The organism is Niveibacterium sp. COAC-50, assembly GCF_013184235.1.
Classification (GTDB): domain Bacteria; phylum Pseudomonadota; class Gammaproteobacteria; order Burkholderiales; family Rhodocyclaceae; genus Niveibacterium; species Niveibacterium microcysteis.
In genome coordinates this window covers 142,277-160,671 of record NZ_JABCJM010000007.1, presented here as the reverse complement: position 1 = coordinate 160,671, position 18,395 = coordinate 142,277, and the positions used below count along the sequence as shown (strand labels likewise).

General features: G+C 64.2%; 14 protein-coding genes and 1 tRNA gene. 7 read left to right on the top strand and 8 right to left on the bottom strand.

The genetic code is table 11. The features are described 5' to 3' along the window. Positions 1–78: 78 nt before the first annotated feature. From malG to HH302_RS20035, 5 genes are all read right to left on the bottom strand, one after another. Positions 79–969 carry a maltose ABC transporter permease MalG gene (malG, locus tag HH302_RS20055; RefSeq protein ID WP_172204422.1) on the bottom strand — a complete coding sequence of 297 codons (891 nt, stop codon included), beginning with the start codon at positions 967–969 and terminating at the stop codon, positions 79–81. Positions 970–982: 13 nt separating this feature from the next. Further along, on the bottom strand, positions 983–2,494 hold the full coding sequence (malF, locus tag HH302_RS20050) for a maltose ABC transporter permease MalF (RefSeq protein WP_172204420.1): 1,512 nt from the start codon (positions 2,492–2,494) through the stop codon (positions 983–985). Positions 2,495–2,538: 44 nt separating this feature from the next. Continuing rightward, the gene (malE, locus tag HH302_RS20045; protein ID WP_172204418.1) at positions 2,539–3,747 is read right to left on the bottom strand and encodes a maltose/maltodextrin ABC transporter substrate-binding protein MalE; all 1,209 of its coding nucleotides are present in this window, start codon (positions 3,745–3,747) and stop codon (positions 2,539–2,541) included. Positions 3,748–3,847: 100 nt separating this feature from the next. Further along, positions 3,848–4,972: an ABC transporter ATP-binding protein gene (locus tag HH302_RS20040; RefSeq protein WP_172204416.1), complete on the bottom strand. Its 1,125-nt coding sequence runs from the start codon at positions 4,970–4,972 to the stop codon at positions 3,848–3,850. A 33-nt stretch (positions 4,973–5,005) separates the two neighbouring features. Further along, on the bottom strand, positions 5,006–7,387 hold the full coding sequence (locus HH302_RS20035) for a beta-galactosidase (protein ID WP_172204414.1): 2,382 nt from the start codon (positions 7,385–7,387) through the stop codon (positions 5,006–5,008). Between the two features lie 310 nt (positions 7,388–7,697). On the opposite strand from HH302_RS20035, the gene HH302_RS20030 reads away from it, so the two are divergent. From HH302_RS20030 to HH302_RS20020, 3 genes are read left to right on the top strand one after another with little or no spacing between them, the layout of a single operon-like run. Next, positions 7,698–9,695, top strand: coding sequence for a beta-galactosidase (locus HH302_RS20030; RefSeq protein ID WP_253946247.1), 1,998 nt, complete (start codon positions 7,698–7,700; stop codon positions 9,693–9,695). A gap of 37 nt (positions 9,696–9,732) precedes the next feature. Further along, on the top strand, positions 9,733–10,731 hold the full coding sequence (locus HH302_RS20025; RefSeq protein ID WP_172204412.1) for an aldo/keto reductase: 999 nt from the start codon (positions 9,733–9,735) through the stop codon (positions 10,729–10,731). 36 nt (positions 10,732–10,767) lie between these two features. Further along, positions 10,768–11,796: a LacI family DNA-binding transcriptional regulator gene (locus tag HH302_RS20020; RefSeq protein WP_172204410.1), complete on the top strand. Its 1,029-nt coding sequence runs from the start codon at positions 10,768–10,770 to the stop codon at positions 11,794–11,796. A 24-nt stretch (positions 11,797–11,820) separates the two neighbouring features. On the opposite strand, the gene HH302_RS20015 is transcribed toward HH302_RS20020, so the two are convergent. After that, entirely contained in the window at positions 11,821–12,876 is a 1,056-nt protein-coding gene (locus HH302_RS20015; protein WP_253946246.1) for a glycosyl hydrolase 53 family protein, read from the bottom strand. A 414-nt stretch (positions 12,877–13,290) separates the two neighbouring features. Between HH302_RS20015 and HH302_RS20010 the strand changes: the two genes are divergently transcribed. Continuing rightward, a complete protein-coding gene (locus HH302_RS20010; protein WP_216661996.1) occupies positions 13,291–14,289 on the top strand; it encodes a LysR substrate-binding domain-containing protein in 999 nt (332 codons plus the stop codon). Positions 14,290–14,505: 216 nt separating this feature from the next. Here the strand turns inward: HH302_RS20010 and HH302_RS20005 are convergent. After that, positions 14,506–14,595, bottom strand: a tRNA-Ser gene (locus HH302_RS20005). A gap of 114 nt (positions 14,596–14,709) precedes the next feature. Between HH302_RS20005 and HH302_RS20000 the strand changes: the two genes are divergently transcribed. Next, positions 14,710–15,393: a Bax inhibitor-1/YccA family protein gene (locus HH302_RS20000; RefSeq protein ID WP_172204408.1), complete on the top strand. Its 684-nt coding sequence runs from the start codon at positions 14,710–14,712 to the stop codon at positions 15,391–15,393. A gap of 46 nt (positions 15,394–15,439) precedes the next feature. On the opposite strand, the gene rlmD is transcribed toward HH302_RS20000, so the two are convergent. Beyond that, complete coding sequence (gene rlmD, locus HH302_RS19995; RefSeq protein ID WP_172204405.1) at positions 15,440–16,738, bottom strand: 23S rRNA (uracil(1939)-C(5))-methyltransferase RlmD; 1,299 nt, start codon at positions 16,736–16,738, stop codon at positions 15,440–15,442. A gap of 82 nt (positions 16,739–16,820) precedes the next feature. Between rlmD and HH302_RS19990 the strand changes: the two genes are divergently transcribed. Together HH302_RS19990 and HH302_RS19985 are read left to right on the top strand one after the other, a co-directional pair. Then, on the top strand, positions 16,821–17,930 hold the full coding sequence (locus tag HH302_RS19990; RefSeq protein WP_172204403.1) for a cupin domain-containing protein: 1,110 nt from the start codon (positions 16,821–16,823) through the stop codon (positions 17,928–17,930). A gap of 125 nt (positions 17,931–18,055) precedes the next feature. Further along, positions 18,056–18,280, top strand: a complete 225-nt coding sequence (locus HH302_RS19985; RefSeq protein WP_172204401.1) for a hypothetical protein — start codon at positions 18,056–18,058, stop codon at positions 18,278–18,280. The last annotated feature ends 115 nt before the right edge of the window (positions 18,281–18,395 follow it).

The window sequence follows — 18,395 nt, the reverse complement described above, 5'->3', positions numbered from 1 at the left end:
TGTTGCGTGGTCGATAGGCGTGCGCCGCCCGCACCGGCCGCCGAACGGCCGGTGACGGAGACACGCTTGTGGAGAGGTTCAGCCCTTGACTGCGCCCGAGGTGAGGCCCGAGACGAGCCACTTCTGCGTGACAAGGAACAGCACGGTCAGCGGCATGCCCGCGAGGATCGCCGTCGCGGCGAAATCCCCCCACAGGTAGCGTTGGTTGAAGAGGAACAGCCGCGAACCGATCGCAAGCGTGAGCTTGCTCTCGTCGTGCATCAGCACCGAGGCAACCGGGTACTCGATCATGCCGCCGAGGAAGGCGAGCACGAACACCACCACCAGAATCGGCACTGCCATCGGCAGCAGCACATGCACGAAGGCCTGGAAGGGTGTTGCGCCATCCACGGCAGCCGCCTCTTCGAGTTCGCGCGGCACGCTGTCGTAGTAACCCTTGATCAGCCAGATGTGCTGGGCCACACCGCCGGTGTAGGCGAGCGCCAGGCTCCAGTGGCTGTTGAGGCCCAGCCAGGGCACGAAGTCGCCGATGCGGTCGAACAGTGCGTAGATCGCCACGAGCGCCAGCACCGACGGGAACATCTGCAGCAGCAGCAGCGCGTTGAGCATCGTGTCACGCCCGCGGAAACGCATGCGGGCGAAGGCATAGGCACTGGTGATCGACAGCACCAGCGACACGATCGCGGAGATCAGCGCGACCTTCATCGAGTTGATGATCCATTGCAGCACCGGGAACGGCGGCTTCACCAGCGCGCCGTCTGCATCAAGGTAGGACATGCCGAGCGCGAGCTTCCAGTGTTCGAAGCTGATGTGCGAGGGGATCAGGCTGCCGCCGGCGAAGTTGCCGGGGCGCAGCGAGATCGACACGATCATCAGGAAGGGCATCACCGTCAGCGCGATGAAGGCGATCATCGCGGCGTGGGTGGCAAACACGCGCCAGCGGTGCGATTTCTTGAGAACGATGGCCATGGTCTTGGATCCTTCAGGCGTTGGCGTGGTTGACCTTGAACAGGCGCAGGTTCACCACCGCCAGCGTGGCGACGATGAGGAACACGATCGACGAGATCGCGCAGGCCAGTGCGTAGTTCTGCCCCGAGTCCTGGAACGCGATGCGGTAGGTGTAGGACGCCAGCAAGTCCGTCGCCCCCACCGGCACCTGGGTGTCGAGGTAGTCCGGCGCACCGCCGGTGAGCAGCGCGATCAGCGTGAGGTTGTTGAAGTTGAACGCGAACGAGGCGATCAGCAGCGGCGCAATCGGGCGGGCGATCAGCGGCAGCGTGATGCGGAAGAAGTTCGTCAGCGGGCCGGCACCGGCCAGCGCCGAGGCTTCGTAGAGCTCCGACGGGATCGCCTTGATCAGCCCCATGCACAGAATCATCATGTACGGGTAGCCGAGCCAGGTATTCACGATCAGCACCATGCTGCGTGCCAACGTGGCGTCCGAGAACCAGCTCGGGCGCACGCCGAAGAACATCTCGAGCACCATGTTGATCTCGCCGAGGTTCTCGTTGAAGAGCCCGCGGAACACCGGAATCGAGATGAAGGCCGGCACGGCATACGGCAGGAACAGCATCAGCCGGTAGAAATTGCGGTAACGCAGTGCATCCCAGTTCAGCGCGTTGGCGAGCAGGATGCCGATCGCGAAGGTGAGGATGGTGTTGATCGCGGCGAAGCTGATCGTCCATCCGAATACGCGGCCGAAGGGTTCGAAGAAGCGCGGATCCTTGAAGATCTGCACATAGTTTTCCCAGCCGACGTACACCCGGAAGCCCGGCTCGACCGGATCGCCGTTGGCGCGCAGCCAGTAGCCGCGGGCGAAGTCGGCCGTCAGGCGCGAGCCGTCCGCCGCGTCGGTGAGCGAGCCATCCTTGTTGCGCGAGAACGCCGGGTGCATTGCCGAGAAGCGACGCAGGCTGCTCATGCGCATTTCGGTGCCGTCGGGCATCACGGCGACGAGATCCTTGATCTGCGCCTGCAGGCCAATCACATCCTTGAGCGTTGCCGGCTCGCCTTGCGGTTCATCGGCGACCGCTGCCACCTTAACGCGCTGCACACCACCGAGCTTCACCGGCTCGGATGCGAAGTGCTGCTCCGCGTCGTCGGTAAACACGAAGCGGTAAGCGCCACCCTGCTCCGGCAACATGCGGAAGCTCATGCCTTCGCCACTGCTGACGGTGCGGCCGAGCAGCACATCGGTTGCCCGCTCGAACGACAGCAGGTGCGCCGAGCTGTAGTTGGTAAAACCGATGGTGAGCGTGTAGGCCATCGGGAGGACGATGAAGAGCAGCGCGGCAAAGATGCCCGGCACCACATAGCGCCACGCATAGAAACGCGGCGACAGGTAGATCCAGACCGAACCGCCGATCAGCCCGAGCGCGGCAAGCGCCAGCGCGGGCTGGCGCGCCATGTAGAACACCACCACCAGCGCAAAGCCAGCCACCAGCGCAATCACGCCGAGTGCCGCCAACGCCATGTGCAGATACGAGCGCTTCATTCCCTCACCGCTTTCATCATCACTTCCCGATTAACCTGTTTGCTTCACTCGCCGCGGATACGCTTGGCTGCGCGGGCGAGGCCATCCTTCACCGATTCACGACCCTGGGTGATGTTCTGCAGCGCGGCCTGCATGGCCGACCAGAAGCGCGTCATCTCGGGGTTGTTCGGCATCGGCGAGCCTGCTTGCGCAGCCGCCATGGTGCCGGCGATCAGCGGATCGCTCTTCAGCTCGTTGTAGAACGCCTTGTTGGCCGGAACACCCAGCGGCACATGCGCATGCATTGCCTTGAGGCCGTCTTGCGACAGCAGGTAGTTCTCGAGGAACTCGTTGGCCGTTTCCTTGTTCGGGCTGGCGGTGCTGACCATCGCGCCGAGCACGCCGACGAAGGCGCCACCCTGCTTGCCATCGACCTTCGGGAACGGAGCAACGCCGAAGTTGATCTTGCTCTTCTTCAGGTTGTTCCACGCCCACGGGCCGTTGATCGTCATCGCCACGCGGCCTTCGTTCATCGCCGCTTCGGCCTCGGCGTAGCTCGCCGTCTTCGGCATCACGCCGGCCTTGATCAGCGCCATGATGGTTTCCATGCCACGGATTGCGCCGGGGCTGTCCATGCCGGTGCTCTTGGGGTCGTAGGTGCCGTCGTCATTGCGCTTGAAGGCGTAGCCACCGCCCGCCGAAAAGAGACCGTAGGAGTAGTAGATCTCGGTCATCGGCCACATGATGGCGCGCTTGCCCTTCGGTGCCAGCGTCTTGTCCAGCGCGATGACTTCTTCCCAGGTCTTCGGTGCGGTCGGCACGAGATCCTTGTTGTACAGCAGCGCCACGGCCTCGATCGAGATCGGGTAGCCCCAGGTCTTGCCGCCGATGTTCCAGGCTTTCCACGCCAGCGGATCGATCGATTCGACTGTCTTCTTCGACGGCGTTACCGGCGTGATGAGGCCAGCCGAGATCCAGCTGCCGGCGCGGTCGTGCGGCCACATCCAGATGTCCGGGCCCTTGCCCGCTGCCGCGGCCTGCTCGAACTTGGCGATCGCGTCTTCCGGATGCTCCACCTTCACCGCGATGCCGGTGTCCTTGGTGAACTTCTGCGCGATCTTGGCGATGCCCTCATAGCCCTTGTCGCCGTTGATCCAGATGAGCAGGCTGCCCTTCTCTGCCGCCATGGCCGGGAAGGCGGCACTGCCCAGTGCGCCGATCACGCCTGCTGCAATGAGACCCAGCGCCCGACGACGGGGAGTGAATACTGTCATTACATGTCTCCTGATTTTTCTAACACCCGAACTCACGCCGCGCACCCACTGGCGCACGACCCACCTTGGGCGGCCCGCAACCGGGGCCACCCCCCAATTGCTAGTAACCCAGTCGCTCGCAGGCGCGGCCATCGGCGTCGAACAGATGGCAAGCCTGTGGTGGTACATGCAGCCGCACGGCGTCGTCGATGCGCACCGCGTGCGTACCATCGATGCGCGCCAGCAGATCCTCACCTTCACCGCCATCGAGGTAGGCGAAAGTCTGGTCGCCAAGGTGCTCGACCCAGCGCACGCCGCACCCAATCGTATCGGCGTCGTGGCTGGCGCACAGCGCCACATGCTCCGGGCGCACGCCCAGCGTTGCACGGCCACCCACGGCCAGCGCGCCCGGCTTGACAGCCGCGTTGAGCACATCACCACGGCGCGTGCGCACCTGTACGCCCTGCGGCGCGATGCCGCAGACCTCGACATCGATGAAATTCATCTTCGGCGAACCGATGAAGCCCGCCACGAACCGATTGGCCGGCGCGTTGTAGAGCTGCATCGGCGAGCCGACCTGCGCCACGCTGCCGTAGCGGGCGACGTCGTCGCCGGTGTGCAGCAGCACGATCTTGTCCGCCAGCGTCAGTGCTTCCACCTGGTCGTGCGTCACATAGATCGTGCTGGCCTTGCCATATTCGCGGTGCATGCGGGCGATCTCGACGCGCATCTGCGTGCGCAGCGCGGCATCGAGGTTCGACAGCGGTTCGTCGAACAGGAACACCCCCGGGTCGCGAACCAGGGCGCGGCCAATTGCCACGCGTTGCCGCTGCCCGCCGGACAGCGCACGCGGCCGGCGCGCCAGCAGGCGCTCGATCTGCAGCATCTCGGCGATCTTCGCCACGCGGCTCTTGATCGTTTCCTTGTCGTGGCCGGCGAGCCCCATACCGAAAGCGATGTTGGCCGCCACATCCATGTGCGGATACAGCGCGTAGTTCTGGAACACCATCGCGACGTTGCGTTCCGACGGCGCGAGGTCATTCACCCGTTGCTCGCCGATCAGCATGTCACCGGCAGTGATGTCTTCCAGCCCGGCCACCATGCGCAGCAAGGTGGACTTGCCACAGCCGCTCGGCCCGACGAACACGCAGAACTCGCCGTTGGCGATTTCGAGCGAGACATCCCGTACGACCGGCGCATTGCCGTCGTAGGACTTGCTGACGTTCTTAAGCGTTACCCCTGCCACACCATGCTCCGATTCTGTGAGTCGTCTGTTCGGTCAGATCGCCGAAGCGAGGAGTGCCTCGCGCCATGCACTGAGCTTGACCGTCACCAGGCAGCCGCGATGCGCGGCATTGTTCAGACGCTCACGCGCCGCGGCCTCCAGGAAGATCGGCAAATCGGGTCGTGCAGCGACGATGCGCAGTTCAAACGTTGGCCACTGACCGTCGCGGATGAAGCGATCGAGGCCGACGTACCAGGGTTCGCCGTCGAAGAAGTTGTCGTCGACCAGCACACCATCGGCGTAAAGCCGGGCAGCGTCGCCAACGTAGTTGATCTCAGCCAGCAGGCGGCCCTTGATGCCGGCCCATTCGGCGGGCGGCTGCAGGCGCACCGTCGTGGCGTCTGCAAATTCAGCGTCGTCCGGTGCGAGCGGCACCGGGCCGGAGCGCCAGGAAATGTGCGGACCGAGGCGCACGGCCGGCGGCATCGGCTGATCCTGCTGCACCGTGAAACCGACTTCGGCGGCGAGCGGTGCTGCCGCGGCTTCGGCCACCGTCACCCGCACGATGCCGGCGCCCAGCGCATCGCCGACGAGGTCATCGCCGGGGAAGAAGCTGATCGTCGCGGCCTGCGCGGCGGGCGAAGCCACCACGATGTCGGCGCCGCGCTGGTAGGTCGCATGCTCACTGAATGCCAGCCGCTCACGGCCACGGAACTGCACGCGGGCGGCCTGCTCGGCGAGCTGGCGGTCGAGCAGCAGCACCTCGTGCTGCACACCCGAGGCATCAATCAATTGCAAGCGCGTTGCCGGGGCGCCGCCAGCCGGGCGAACGATCAAGTCGTTGCCTACGGTTTCAAGCGTCGCGCCGCCGGCGTCGACAACCGTGACGGTTGTGGCGTCGAACGCAAGGCTCGGCGCGATCGACGGATGCACGAACGCAACCCAGGTCGTGCGGCCATCCTCGACCCAGCGCGTCAGCGGCTGCACGGTAGCGTTGCGCAGCACCGCTGCGCCGATACGCGCACCCAGCGGCCAGATCGTGTAGGCGCCGGTCGGCACGTCGACCTGCGGGAAGCGCTGCTCACCGGCCGTCGTCTTGACTGAAATCTGCACTGCGGGGAAATCCGGCAGCGGGTGGTGGCGCACATGGTTGTTGATGAACACGAAACCCTGCTCGCCGGCACCGCGCGCGGCAACCCGCAGCGGCTCACGTGCCGCGGCGTCGAGGCTCGCGCCCTCGGCCATCACAGCTTCCATCGGCGCCAGTTCCTCACCGAAGGCCTGCAGGAACAGGTGCAGACAGCGCAGCCGGCCATAGGATTCGCGCGTCTGGCCGTACTGCCCGAGCGGCGCGCGGAAGTCGTAGCCCAGCACTGCAACGTCGTTGGGGTAGCCGGTGTCCTGCGTTTCGTTATAGCGGCGCGGGCCAAGCGGGTTGGTGCCGCCGTGATACATGTAGTAACCGTACAGCGAGGCGCCGGAGCCAATCTGCACCAGCGTCGTCGCGGCCAGATCGTCGGCCATCAGCGTCGGGCGGCGGTGGTAGGAAACATGCATGCCGCCGCCGGCCTCGGCGAGGAAGAACGGATAGTGCGTCTTGTCGACACGGCCTTCGGCTGGCGTGCCGCCAACGTTGCCCATCTCCCCGATCGCGCGTTCGGTGTTGAACACGAACACGCCAGACGGCGGCAGCGGCTCGCTGCTGCCCTGCCAGAAGCCATCCGGATAGGCGCCGGAAACCGGCACCACATCGTGCGGCGGAATATCCAGCGTCGGCCAGCCGGTCACCGTGTAGAGGGGCACGCGCAGGCCAGCCTCGATCGCGATGCGCTTGAGCTCGGCGATGTGCTCGGCGCCACAGCCAGGGCCGGTCCGGTCGTATTCGTTTTCAAGCTGCACGCCAACCACCGGGCCGCCGTCCGCCCACATCAGGCCCGCCACTTGCGCGCCGATCTGCTGATAGAAACGGGTGACTTCAGCGAGATAGGCCGGCGCATTGCAGCGCAGTTCGCCGATGCCGATCAACCAGTCCGGGAAGCCGCCATAGCGCGACTCCGCATGCACCCAGGGACCGGGACGCAGATAGACGTAGAGCCCCGCGGCGGCTGCGAGCTGCACGAAACGACGCAGATCGCGCGAGCCCGCCCAGTCGAACTGCCCTCGCTCGGCTTCGTGGTGATTCCAGAACACGTAGCTGGCTACGATGCTGACGCCACCGGCGCGCATCTTGCGCAGTTCTGCCTCCCACTCGTCGGCCGGATAGCGCGAGTAGTGGAACTCGCCCATCACTGGCAGCCACGGCTTGCCATCGAGTTCAACGTAGCGGCTGTTGACCGTCAGGCGGCGCGTCGCCGGCTGGTAGTGCCCGAGGTTGAGGAAATCACGCTCCACGGGAGCGAGGTCGGCAGGAAGGCTGAGCGAGATCAGAGAGGTCACGTTTTTGGTTAAGCGTTTAAGTTTCGGCGCAGTCTCAGGTTTCGATGATACACAAGCAATGAGGGTAAACCCCTACGTATTCGCAATTCTCGTCAAACAGAGAACCCTTGCTTGGTCGCCAACCCTTTGCTGCACAAGGCCCTCACAAAGCAAACACCCAGCGCGCTTGCAAGTTCTGCATGTAGCCAGGGCTTTTGATCCAACGCAAAAACCAAACCCCACCCGTACAAGCCAGGTGACAAGCATCGGCGGACGCGTATGATTCGCAGCGCGTTAATCGCTTAACCTCACCAATAGGATTCGTCGGAACATGGAGCCCCTACCCGCCCGGACGATGCAGCTTGGCGTCTGCTACTACCCCGAACAATGGCCGCAGGCAATGTGGGCCGACGACGCGCGTCGCATGCACGCGATGGGTATCCGCATTGTCCGGATTGCCGAGTTCGCCTGGAGCAAGCTCGAGCCGAAACCGGGCCAGTACGACTGGGCGTGGCTCGATGAAGCAATCGAGACACTGGCTGGCGCGGGGCTGCAGATCGTACTCGGCACGCCGACCGCCGCTCCGCCACGCTGGTTGCTCGACCAACACCCGGACATGCTGGCGCTGGATGCCCACGGCCACCCGAAAGGCTTTGGCTCACGCCGCCACTACTGCTTTTCCAACGAAGCCTTTCACGCCGCCAGCCGCAGCATCGTCGAGGCAATGGCGTGCCGCTACGGCCAGCACCCGGCGGTGATCGCCTGGCAGACCGACAACGAGTACGGCTGCCACGACACGGTGCTCTCGTACTCTGCCGCAGCCGTGCAAGGCTTCCGGCGCTGGCTGGCCGAGCGCTACGGCACGATTGCCGCGCTCAACGAGGCCTGGGGTAACGTGTTCTGGAGCATGGAATACAGCAGCTTCGATCAGATCGGCGCACCGGTGGCCTTGCCGACCTTCGCCAATCCGATCCACGCACTGGATTACCGCCGCTTCGCGTCCGACGAGGTGATCCGCTACAACCGCATGCAGGCGGAGATCCTGCGCGCGCACTCGCCGGGCCGCGACGTGCTGCACAACTTCATGGGTTTCTTCGCCGAGTTCGAACACCACGAAATGGGCCGCGACCTGGACGTGGCGAGCTGGGACAACTACCCGCTCGGCTTCACCGACATGGCGCACTTCATCGCGGACGAAGATCGCCTGCGCTGGATGCGCACCGGCCACCCCGATGTGTCCGCCTTCAACCACGATCTCTACCGCGGCGTCTGCAAAGGCCGCTGGTGGGTCATGGAACAACAGGCCGGCCCGGTGAACTGGGCCAACGCCAACCCCGCGCCGCTGCCCGGCATGGTGCGCACCTGGACCTGGGAGGCCTTCGCGCACGGCGCCGAAGTCGTCTCCTACTTCCGCTGGCGCCAGGTGCCTTACGCACAGGAGCAGATGCACTCGGGCCTGCACACGCCCGACAATCAAATCGACGTCGGCGGTGCCGAGGCCACCCAGGTCGCGCGTGAGCTCGCCCGCCTGCAGCCCGGCCCCGCCGGCCGTGCCCGGGTTGCACTGGTGTTCGACTACGGCGCGAAATGGATGCACGAGATCCAGCCGCACGGCGCCACCATTGACTACTACAGCGAGGTATTCAGCTGGTACAGCGCGCTGCGCCGGCTCGGCCTCGACATCGACATTCTGCCCGCCAGTACTACCAGCCTCGCCGGCTACGCACTGATCGCCGTACCCGCACTGAGCACCATCAGCGAAACACTCGTCGAGCGCCTGCGCGCCAGCGGCGCCCAACTTGTGTTCGGCCCGCGCAGCGGCGCCAAGACAGCGCGCTTCTCGGTGCCAGAAGGGCTGCCGCCCGGCGCACTCAAGACACTGCTGCCGATGCAGGTGACGCGGGTGGAGAGCCTGCGGCCCGGTATCAGCATCCCGGTGCTGGCGGCCGGCCGTGAGCTGGGGAGTGCCGGCACATGGCGCGACTTCGTCGAACCGCTTGGCGCCACCGAGGTGCTGGCGCGCTTTGGCGACGGCCACCCGGCTATCCTGCGCCATGGCAACGCGCGCTATTTCGCCGGCAGATTCGCCGCCGCGCTGCTGCTCGACCAGCTCGAAGGCTGCGCACGCGAGGCCGGTGTGATGGTGCGGCGGGTTGACGACGGCCTGCGCCTGCGCCGCCGCGGCAAGCTCCAGTTCGCGATCAACCACGGCCCACACAGCGCGCGCGTGCCCGCGCCAGCCGGCGCGCGCTTCGTGCTCGGCAGCGAAGTCCTGCCTGCCGCCAGCGTCGCAGCATGGGAAGTCGGCCCCCAAGACGAGCCCGCCTGATGGATACTCGTCCCCTTGACCGAACCCGGAGTCAGCCATGAGCCCGTACACGCCAACAGACAACCGCTACGGCGCCCTGCCCTATCGCCGCTGCGGCCGCAGCGGCCTGAAGCTGCCCGCAGTCTCGCTCGGCCTGTGGCACAACTTCGGCGGCGTCGATCGTTTCGAGAACGCGCGGGCCCTGGTGCGTTGCGCCTTCGATCACGGCATTACGCACTTCGACCTCGCGAACAACTACGGCCCGCCGCCCGGCTCCGCCGAGGAGACTTTCGGTGCCCTGCTAGCAGGCGACCTGAGGCCTTATCGCGACGAGTTGGTGATTTCGACAAAGGCCGGCTACACCATGTGGCCCGGCCCCTACGGCGACTGGGGCTCGCGCAAGTATCTGGTGGCGAGCCTAGACCAGAGCCTGCAGCGCCTGGGGCTGGACTATGTGGACATCTTCTACCACCACCGGCCGGACCCGGAGACGCCGCTCGAAGAAACGATGGCAGCCCTCGCGCACATCGTCGCCAGTGGGCGCGCGCTGTACGTCGGCCTCTCCAACTACCCCGCGGAACTCACACGCCGCGCGGCGGCGATGCTGCGCGAGCTGGGTACGCCCTGCCTGATCCACCAGCCGCGCTACAGCATGCTGGATCGCTGGGTGGAAGGCGGCCTGCTCGACGCACTTGCCGATGAAGGCATAGGCGGCATCGCCTTCTCGCCGCTCGCGCAAGGCGTGTTGAGCGACCGCTATCTCGGTGGCGAGATCCCTGCCGACTCACGCGCCGCGCGCGGCGCCTTCCTGAAACCGGAGCAGATCACGCCGGCGCGCCTTGCGCTGGTGCGTGCTCTCAACGACATCGCCGCGGCGCGCGGGCAGAAGCTCGCGCAAATGGCGCTGAGCTGGGTGTTGCGCCAGCCAGCGATCAGCTCGGTGCTGATCGGGGCGAGTCGAAGCGAGCAGATTCTCGATGCAGTGGCCGCAGCAAACGCAGCGCCGCTCACTCAGGAAGAAATCCACGCCATCGAAGCTGTTTTGAGCACGCACTGAACAGCCCACCTGCGGTCACGCTGCTAAGATCCACTCATGTCCACCCTCGTCGAAGTCGGGCGCCTGGCCGGCGTTACCCCCGCCACCGTATCCAATGTGCTGCGTGGCCGTGGCCGCGTCAGTGAGGCAACCCGCGAGCGCGTTCTCGCCGCCGTGCAGCAACTGGGCTACCGCCCGAATCTGAATGCGCGCGCGCTGGTCGAGGGGCGTCCGCACACGATCGCGCTGATCGTTTCCAGCATCGCAAACCCGTTCTATCCCGAGTTCGCACTCGCGGTGGAAAAGGCGGTGCGCAAGCGCGACTACTTCCTGCTCGTCTGCAACACCAACAACGACCCGGCGCAGGAAGCGGCCTACCTCGATGCGGTGGGCGGCTCGCTGGCGCAGGGCGTGCTGGTGATGAACGCGGACTTCGTGCGTGTTGAAGAACTGCTTGCGCTGCGTCGCCGCGGCGTGCCGGTGGTGCTGTGCATGTGGGAGAAGCCGGACGAAGCGCCGGAGCTGCCCTACATCGGCGTGGACTTCCACCAAGCCGGCGTGATCGCAGCCGAGCACCTGCTCAAGCTTGGCCACACGCGCATCGGCGCCGTGGTCGGTAGCGAGCCGACCGGCAACCACATCTGGCGTTACCGCGGTTTCTGCGATGCGCTGGCGCGCGCTGGCGTGCCGCACCCACCCGAGGAAGTGCGCTTCGGCGGCGACACCATCGACGCTGGCCGCAACGCAGCGCACGGCCTGCTCGCCGCAGTGCCGGATCTGTCTGCGATCTTCGTCTCGAACGACCTACCGGCGATCGGTGTGCTGCAAGCGGCCGCGGATCTCGGCCTGGAAGTGCCGTCGGATCTGTCGGTCATCGGCATCACCGACATCCAGCTCGCGCACCAGGTGCGCCCGGCGCTGACCACCGTCGCCGTGCCATCGGAGGAGGCTGCGGAACTGGCCGTGCAGCTGATGATGGAGGTGATCGAGGATGGCAACAACGCCGTCCCGCGCCATGCGATGACCTCGGTGCCGCAACTGGTGGTGCGTGATTCCACCGCGCGGGTGCGCAGGTCGCGCAACTGAGCGCGACCCACACGCCCCCCCGATCTAGTCGCTGTAGGCCTTCAAGGCCTCGGTCAGGCGACCATTGCTGTCGACCGCGCCCATCGTGTAGCCCTGCCAACCGGGCCAAGCGAGCGGCTCCCAGTAGAAAACGCCGCGCCCGTACTCACCCTGTTGCGCAATGCGGGCGATAAGGTCGCGAATCATCGCGCGCGAAGTCGCCGCCTTCTGCCAATCCATGCCGACTTCGGTGACGATCACCGGTTTGCCGTAGCGGCTCACCATATCGGCCATCGTTGCGCCAATCAGCTGGTTGTAGCGCAGCCAGTCATTCGCGGGCGGATAGTGCGACATCCCGATCACATCCCACTGCCCGCCCGCTGCCTTCAGCGCATCGAAGAACCAACGGAACAATGAGTCGTCGCTGCCGTTTTGCAGATGAACCACGACCTTCGCTTCCGGATACACCGACTTCACCGCCGCGTAGCCGCTGTTGATGAGCCCGGCGAGCTGGTCGAAATGCTGATAGCTGCCTTCCGGCCACAACATGCCGCCACCGATCTCGTTGCCAACCTGGACCCATTCCACGCTCACGTTGGCTTGCTTGAGCGCCGCCAACACGTCGCGGGTGTGCGCGGCAACATCATCCTTCAGCGCAGCATAGTCATGCGTCGCCCAGGCGGCCGGTTTCGTCTGGTGCCCGGGGTCGGCCCAGGTATCGCTGTAGTGGAAGTCGATCATGATGCGCCGCCCGGCAGCCTGCGCCCGGCGCGCCTTCGCCACGACGTCGGCAACACCATTCCAGCCATCGGCCGGATCAACCCAGACACGCAGGCGGATCGCATTCACCGCGTTCGCGCCGAGCAGCGCGAAGGCATCGGTCTCGACGCCGCTTGCGCCCTGAAAGCGATAGCCCGCCGCCTCTTCTGCACTCAGCCAGCCCACATCAGCACCGCGAGCAAATGCAGCAATCGGCTTGGCGGCAGGCGTATCGCCTCCCGACGAGCCTCCATCTGTCGCCCCCCCGCCTCCACCACACCCGACCAGTCCCAGCATCAACGCGAGGCATAGCCCGCGACCGCATTGTTGCGGATTCATCATTCAAGTCTTCCCAATTAAAGACGCCAGACGGGCGACCGACACCACTACAGCGAAGGAACACGCATCTTCGTACGCAAGCTGCAAACAGAGTTGCCGGACCACGCCGACCAACCCCACCCAATCCAAACCCGGGCGATCGCCCGCCCATCTTCCTCCACGCGCGAGTCCAACGCCTTCACGGCGTGCTGCGGCGCAATCGCTGCACAGTTCCAGTTGGCGCCACTCGAAGCCATATCCGGCTCCATCTTTTCGCGCCGCACCAGAGCCCATTCGAGAGTGCCGCCCGGATCTCCCACGTTCAGCGGCTCAAAACGGCAGTTTTGCTTAAAGCTTAAATCTCAAGACAAGCGCCCCCTTGGCAGACTCCGAACACGCACGAGAGCACCTTGTTTTTTCTAACATTCTTTGACACCCATGACCGCCCGGCGCCACAAGATAATCCTTGACTGCGGCGCGGCAAATGGCAAACTACATAAACTTAATGAAACGATTAATCAGACTCAAGGCATGCACGCACGCAGACGATTACCGCCGCTCAACGGGTTACGCGTGTTCGAGGTCGCAGCGCGGCACATGAGCTTCACTCGCGCCGCAGACGAACTGTGCGTCACGAATGCCGCGGTGAGCCACCAAGTCAAACAGCTTGAGGAGTTTCTCGGCCTGAAACTGTTTGATCGCCATAACAACCAGTTGCTGCTGACCGGAGCCGGAGAGAACTACCTGCCCCGCATCCGCGAGGCCTTCCGCTCGGTCCAGCAGGCCACCGAATTACTGCTCTCGGACACCGCCCGGCCACTCCGGATCGGCGTCCCCCCCGCACTTGGGAGCAAGTGGCTGGTGCCGCGTCTGTTCAGGTTCCTCAATGCCAACCCGGACCTACGCGTCGAGGTCATCACCGAACCCGAACTGCAATCGCTCGACTCGCTTGACCTCTTGATCGCCGAGCGCCAATCCGCCGAGCGCGGCACCGTCACCGAACGCTTCGCCACAACGGGCTTCTTGCCAGTCTGCAGCCCCGCGGTCGCGGCAGAGCTCGACGGCCTGCCCAGCCTGCTTGAGCACAACTTGCTGCACGACCGCAGCGCCCAACGCCTCGCGCACGTGCCAACCTGGCGGCAATGGCTGGAAGAAGTCGGGCTGTCGGAAAACCAGGCGCGCCGCAGCATGGGGCTCAGCGACACACAACTCGCCCTGCAAGCAGCGATCGATGGCCAGGGCATCGCCCTCGGCCAGCAGCTTCTCGTCGAATACGACCTCGCCGCCGGCCGACTCGTCAGCCCTTTCCGCACCGAAGTGTCGCTCCGGCTTTCCTACTACCTGATGTATCGGGACGGATTGTTGGGGCAAGAAGGCCCCGCCGCGCTGCGCCAATGGCTCATGGATGAGGCCCAGCCAGCCACGCTGGACGCCTGAGCCTGCGCCCCTTAAACCCCGAGAAATTCGCGTACAGACGCGCTAGCTCAGTCGCCTATCTCTCGCGCAAGGTTTGACTAGCAGCGTGCGCAACGTATTGTCCGGTTATCGGAAAAGCCGCAGGATCCATGACTGATCGACCGCATCAGACTCAGCGTAAGCGGGCCGTGCAAAACAAAAAAGCGCCTCGGAAGGCGCTTTTTCTTATTCAGAATATGGCGGATGGGGTGGGATTCGAACCCACGAGCCCCGCGAAGGGCCGCCGGTTTTCAAGACCGGTGCATTCAACCACTCTGCCACCCATCCACAATTTGCTATTTTAACACGGTGGGCCAAAAATCGATCGCTGAGCGGCTCGCAGAACCATTCGGCGCACACTCGGTCTTAATCGCAACTGAAACACTCCACTGGAGGATCTGAATGACCCTGAACACCTACGCGTCTGGCGGCATTGCTGCATCGTCGCGCAACCGCGTGCTGCGCAATACGTATGCGCTGCTTGCACTATCGATGCTGCCGACGATCCTCGGCGCCTTCATCGGCGTGCAACTCGGCTTCTCGTTCTTTGCCGGCAGCCCGATGCTGGGCTTTATGCTCTTCATGGCGGTCGCCTTCGGCTTCTTCTTCGCGATCGAAAAGTTCAAGAACAGCAGCGTGGGCGTTCTGCTCCTGCTTGGCTTTACCTTCTTCATGGGCCTGATGCTGTCGCGAAGCCTGCAGTACACGCTGGGCTTCTCCAACGGCGCAAGCCTGATCGCGTTGGCCGCCGGCGGCACCGGCGTGATCTTCTTCGCGATGGCAGGGCTTGCGACGGTAACGAAGCGCGATCTCTCCGGCATGGGCAAGTTCCTGTTCGTCGGGATGATCGTCGCGCTGATCGCGGGCGTGGCGAACATCTTCCTGCAGTTGCCGGCACTGTCGATCGTCATGGCGGTCGCGTGCCTCGGCATCTTCTCGGCATACATCCTCTACGATGTGAACCGGATCGTTACCGGCGGCGAGACGAACTACGTCACCGCCACGCTGGCGATCTACCTCGACATCTACAACGTATTCGTCAGCCTGCTCCAGTTGCTCGGCATCTTCGGCGGCGACCGCGACTGATCGCGTCGCCAGTCAATGCAACGGGCGGCCTCGGCCGCCCGTTTTCTTAGTCGCGCTCGAATAGGGCGATCGACTCCACATGCGAGGTATGCGGGAACATGTTCGCCACCCCCGCACCCTGCAGTCGGTAACCCTTCTCGTGGACCAGCACTGCCGCATCACGCGCCAGCGACGACGGATTGCACGACACGTAAACGAGGCGGCGCGGCGCATCGTCACCCAATGCCTTGACCACGGCGATCGCGCCCTCTCGGGGCGGATCGATGAGCATCTTGTCCAGCCGCCCTAGCGCGGCAATGCTCCGCGGCGTTGCCTCAAAGAGGTTGGCCACCGAGAACTCGCTACGCGCGGACAGGCCATTTGCCGCGGCGTTCGCGGCAGCACGCGCGACCAACGCGGCACTGCCTTCAACGCCGACGACGTGCGCCCCTTTGCGCGCAATCGGAAGGCTGAAGTTGCCTAGACCACAGAAGAGATCCGCAATACGTTCGCCCGGCTGAGGATCAAGCAACAGCATCGACCGCCGAATCAACAGACGATTGATGTCGACATTGACCTGCGTGAAATCGGTCGGGCGGAATGCGAGCCGCAAACCGAATTCCGGCAGCGTGTAGAACAGCTCGCGCCCCTCGCCCTTGGCAAGCGGCTGCACGGTGTCTGGCCCCCCGGGCTGCGACCACATGCTGAATCCATGCGCTTCGCCAAACGCCAACAAGGTCGAAACGTCTGAGGACGTCAAAGGCACGAGGTTGCGCACCACAAGCACCGTTCGATCCTGCGTCACCGCAACTTCGATCTGCGGAATCCGATCCGGCGCTGAGAGTTGCGCGACCAGTTCGCGCAATAGCGTCAACTTGTGGCCGATCTGCGGGGGCAGGATCTCGCAGGACCGCATGTCCGCGATGTAGCTGCTCTTCTTCTCATGGAATCCGACCAACACGCCGCCGAGCCTCGGTACCTGTCGCACGCTTAGCCGTGCACGATACCGGTAGCCCCAGGTCGGCCCCTGAACCGCCGGATAAACGATTGCAGGACGTATCCGTGCAATGTGCCAGAGGTTGTCTTCAAGCACCCTTTGCTTGGCCGCCACCTGGGCACTCGGCTCCAAATGCTGCATGCTGCAACCGCCGCACACGCCGAAGAACTCACAGCGCGGCTTGACGCGCTGCGAGCTCTGCGTAATCGAGCGAGTCATCGTCGCCTGTTCGAACTTCGGCTTCTTGCGGTAGCTCGAGTACTCAACCCGCTCACCCGGCAAGGCGCCTTCGATGAAGATCGCCTTGCCGTCCACGCGCGCCACGCCACGCCCTTCGTGGTCCAGCGATTCAACCTTAGCGACTGGCATTTGCAAGCCCCTTGAAGCCCATGCTTAAAAGGGGCCGGATTGTACCAGCCGGCCTCCGAACGGTCGTCGCTATAATCTTGCGATGATCTCCACTCTTCTTGGCGGCCTAAGTGCCGATGAATTTCTTCGCGAATACTGGCAGCGCAAGCCGCTCCTGGTACGTGGCGCGCTCAAAGAATTCAAGGGCGTGTTCAGCAAACCCGAGCTGCTTGAGCTGGCCACCCGCGACGACGTCGAATCGCGTCGCGTCTGGAACACCGACGGCCAATGGCAGCTGGAACGCGGGCCTTTCAGCAGTCGCGCGTGGCGCCAGAAAGGCCCCTGGACAGTGCTTGTTTCCGGCACAAACCTCGTCTCCGACGAAGCCGACGCGCTTCTCCGTCAGTTCGATTTCATACCCCAGGCGCGTCTTGACGATCTAATGGTCAGCTACGCCACCGACGGCGGTGGCGTCGGGCCGCACTTCGACAATTACGACGTATTCCTGATCCAGGGTGTCGGCCAGCGTCGCTGGCGCATTGGCGCCCAGCGTGACCTCACCGTCATCGAAGGGGCACCGCTGCGCCTGCTGAAGGACTTCCGACCCTCGCGGGAGTGGGTGGTCGAGCCTGGCGACCTCCTGTACCTCCCCCCGCAATACGCTCATGACGGCGTCGCGATCGGCGAATGCATGACCTATTCGGTTGGTTTCCGGACAGCAACTCACCAAGAGTTGGCGGAAGCCTTTCTGGGCTATCTGCAGGAGAACTTGTCGTTGAAGGGGCGCTATGCGGACCCGGGTTTGAAGCGCCCGAAGAATAGCGCCGAGATCAGCAACGAAATGATCGAGCAAGTCGCAGCCACCCTCGCCCGGATCAGCTGGAACAAACAAACAGTTGCAAATTTTCTCGGCGCCTACCTCAGCGAGCCCAAGCCCCACGTCTTCTTTGAGCCGCCGGAGTTGCCGATGAGCGAGCGGAAATTCGCGACAACCGTTGGCCAGCGCGGCTTTCGGCTCGACATCAAGACACAGCTGCTATACCGCGGAAACCGCTTCTTCCTGAACGGCGAACCGTTCGACGCCGAGCCTGCGCAACGCGCCGCCCTGAAGCTTTTGGCGCGCGATCGAAAACTGAGCGCAAATGCTGTCAACCCGACGCTGCTTTGTGCGTTTTATGATTGGTATTGCAGCGGATTTGGGGCTCCGGCGTAACAGCAGCAGTAGGTGCAGAGCGCTTGAGCTTTGAAAAACATGCTAGAATCTGAGATCGGTTAGGCGTCTAGCCGTGCCGACCAAAAGAATTTGGCGTTTGTCTTTATCGATAAGGGAAACCAACAATGAAGCAATCTCTCCTCGTCGCCGCCCTCGTGGCGCTGGCCGTTACCGCTTGTGGCAAGAAAGAAGAAGCGCCGGTTGAGCAGTCCGCTCCGGCTGCTGTTGAGCAGTCCGCTCCGGCTGCTGCTGAGCAATCGGCTCCGGCTGCTGACCAGTCGGCTCCGGCCGCTGAAGCTCCGGCTGCTGAGCAATCGGCTCCGGCTGCTGACCAGTCCGCCGCCAAGTAATTCGCGCCAGCGGAAGAAAGAGCCGACCTTCGGGTCGGCTTTTTTTCGTCTAACGATTTGGTAGCACGCGGCCATTTGGCCCACCCAGATCTACAGGCGAAAAAAAAACGCGCCC

Excerpts from the sequence above, each read along its gene's own strand:
- HH302_RS20010 (WP_216661996.1), top strand. The coding sequence starts at position 13,291 with ATGACCGCCCGGCGCCACAAGATAATCCTTGACTGCGGCGCGGCAAAT.
- HH302_RS20000 (WP_172204408.1), top strand. The coding sequence starts at position 14,710 with ATGACCCTGAACACCTACGCGTCTGGCGGCATTGCTGCATCGTCGCGC.
- malE (WP_172204418.1), bottom strand. The coding sequence starts at position 3,747 with ATGACAGTATTCACTCCCCGTCGTCGGGCGCTGGGTCTCATTGCAGCA.
- HH302_RS19985 (WP_172204401.1), top strand. The coding sequence starts at position 18,056 with ATGAAGCAATCTCTCCTCGTCGCCGCCCTCGTGGCGCTGGCCGTTACC.
- malF (WP_172204420.1), bottom strand. The coding sequence starts at position 2,494 with ATGAAGCGCTCGTATCTGCACATGGCGTTGGCGGCACTCGGCGTGATT.
- HH302_RS19990 (WP_172204403.1), top strand. The coding sequence starts at position 16,821 with ATGATCTCCACTCTTCTTGGCGGCCTAAGTGCCGATGAATTTCTTCGC.
- rlmD (WP_172204405.1), bottom strand. The coding sequence starts at position 16,738 with ATGCCAGTCGCTAAGGTTGAATCGCTGGACCACGAAGGGCGTGGCGTG.
- HH302_RS20015 (WP_253946246.1), bottom strand. The coding sequence starts at position 12,876 with ATGATGAATCCGCAACAATGCGGTCGCGGGCTATGCCTCGCGTTGATG.
- malG (WP_172204422.1), bottom strand. The coding sequence starts at position 969 with ATGGCCATCGTTCTCAAGAAATCGCACCGCTGGCGCGTGTTTGCCACC.
- HH302_RS20020 (WP_172204410.1), top strand. The coding sequence starts at position 10,768 with ATGTCCACCCTCGTCGAAGTCGGGCGCCTGGCCGGCGTTACCCCCGCC.
- HH302_RS20025 (WP_172204412.1), top strand. The coding sequence starts at position 9,733 with ATGAGCCCGTACACGCCAACAGACAACCGCTACGGCGCCCTGCCCTAT.
- HH302_RS20030 (WP_253946247.1), top strand. The coding sequence starts at position 7,698 with ATGGAGCCCCTACCCGCCCGGACGATGCAGCTTGGCGTCTGCTACTAC.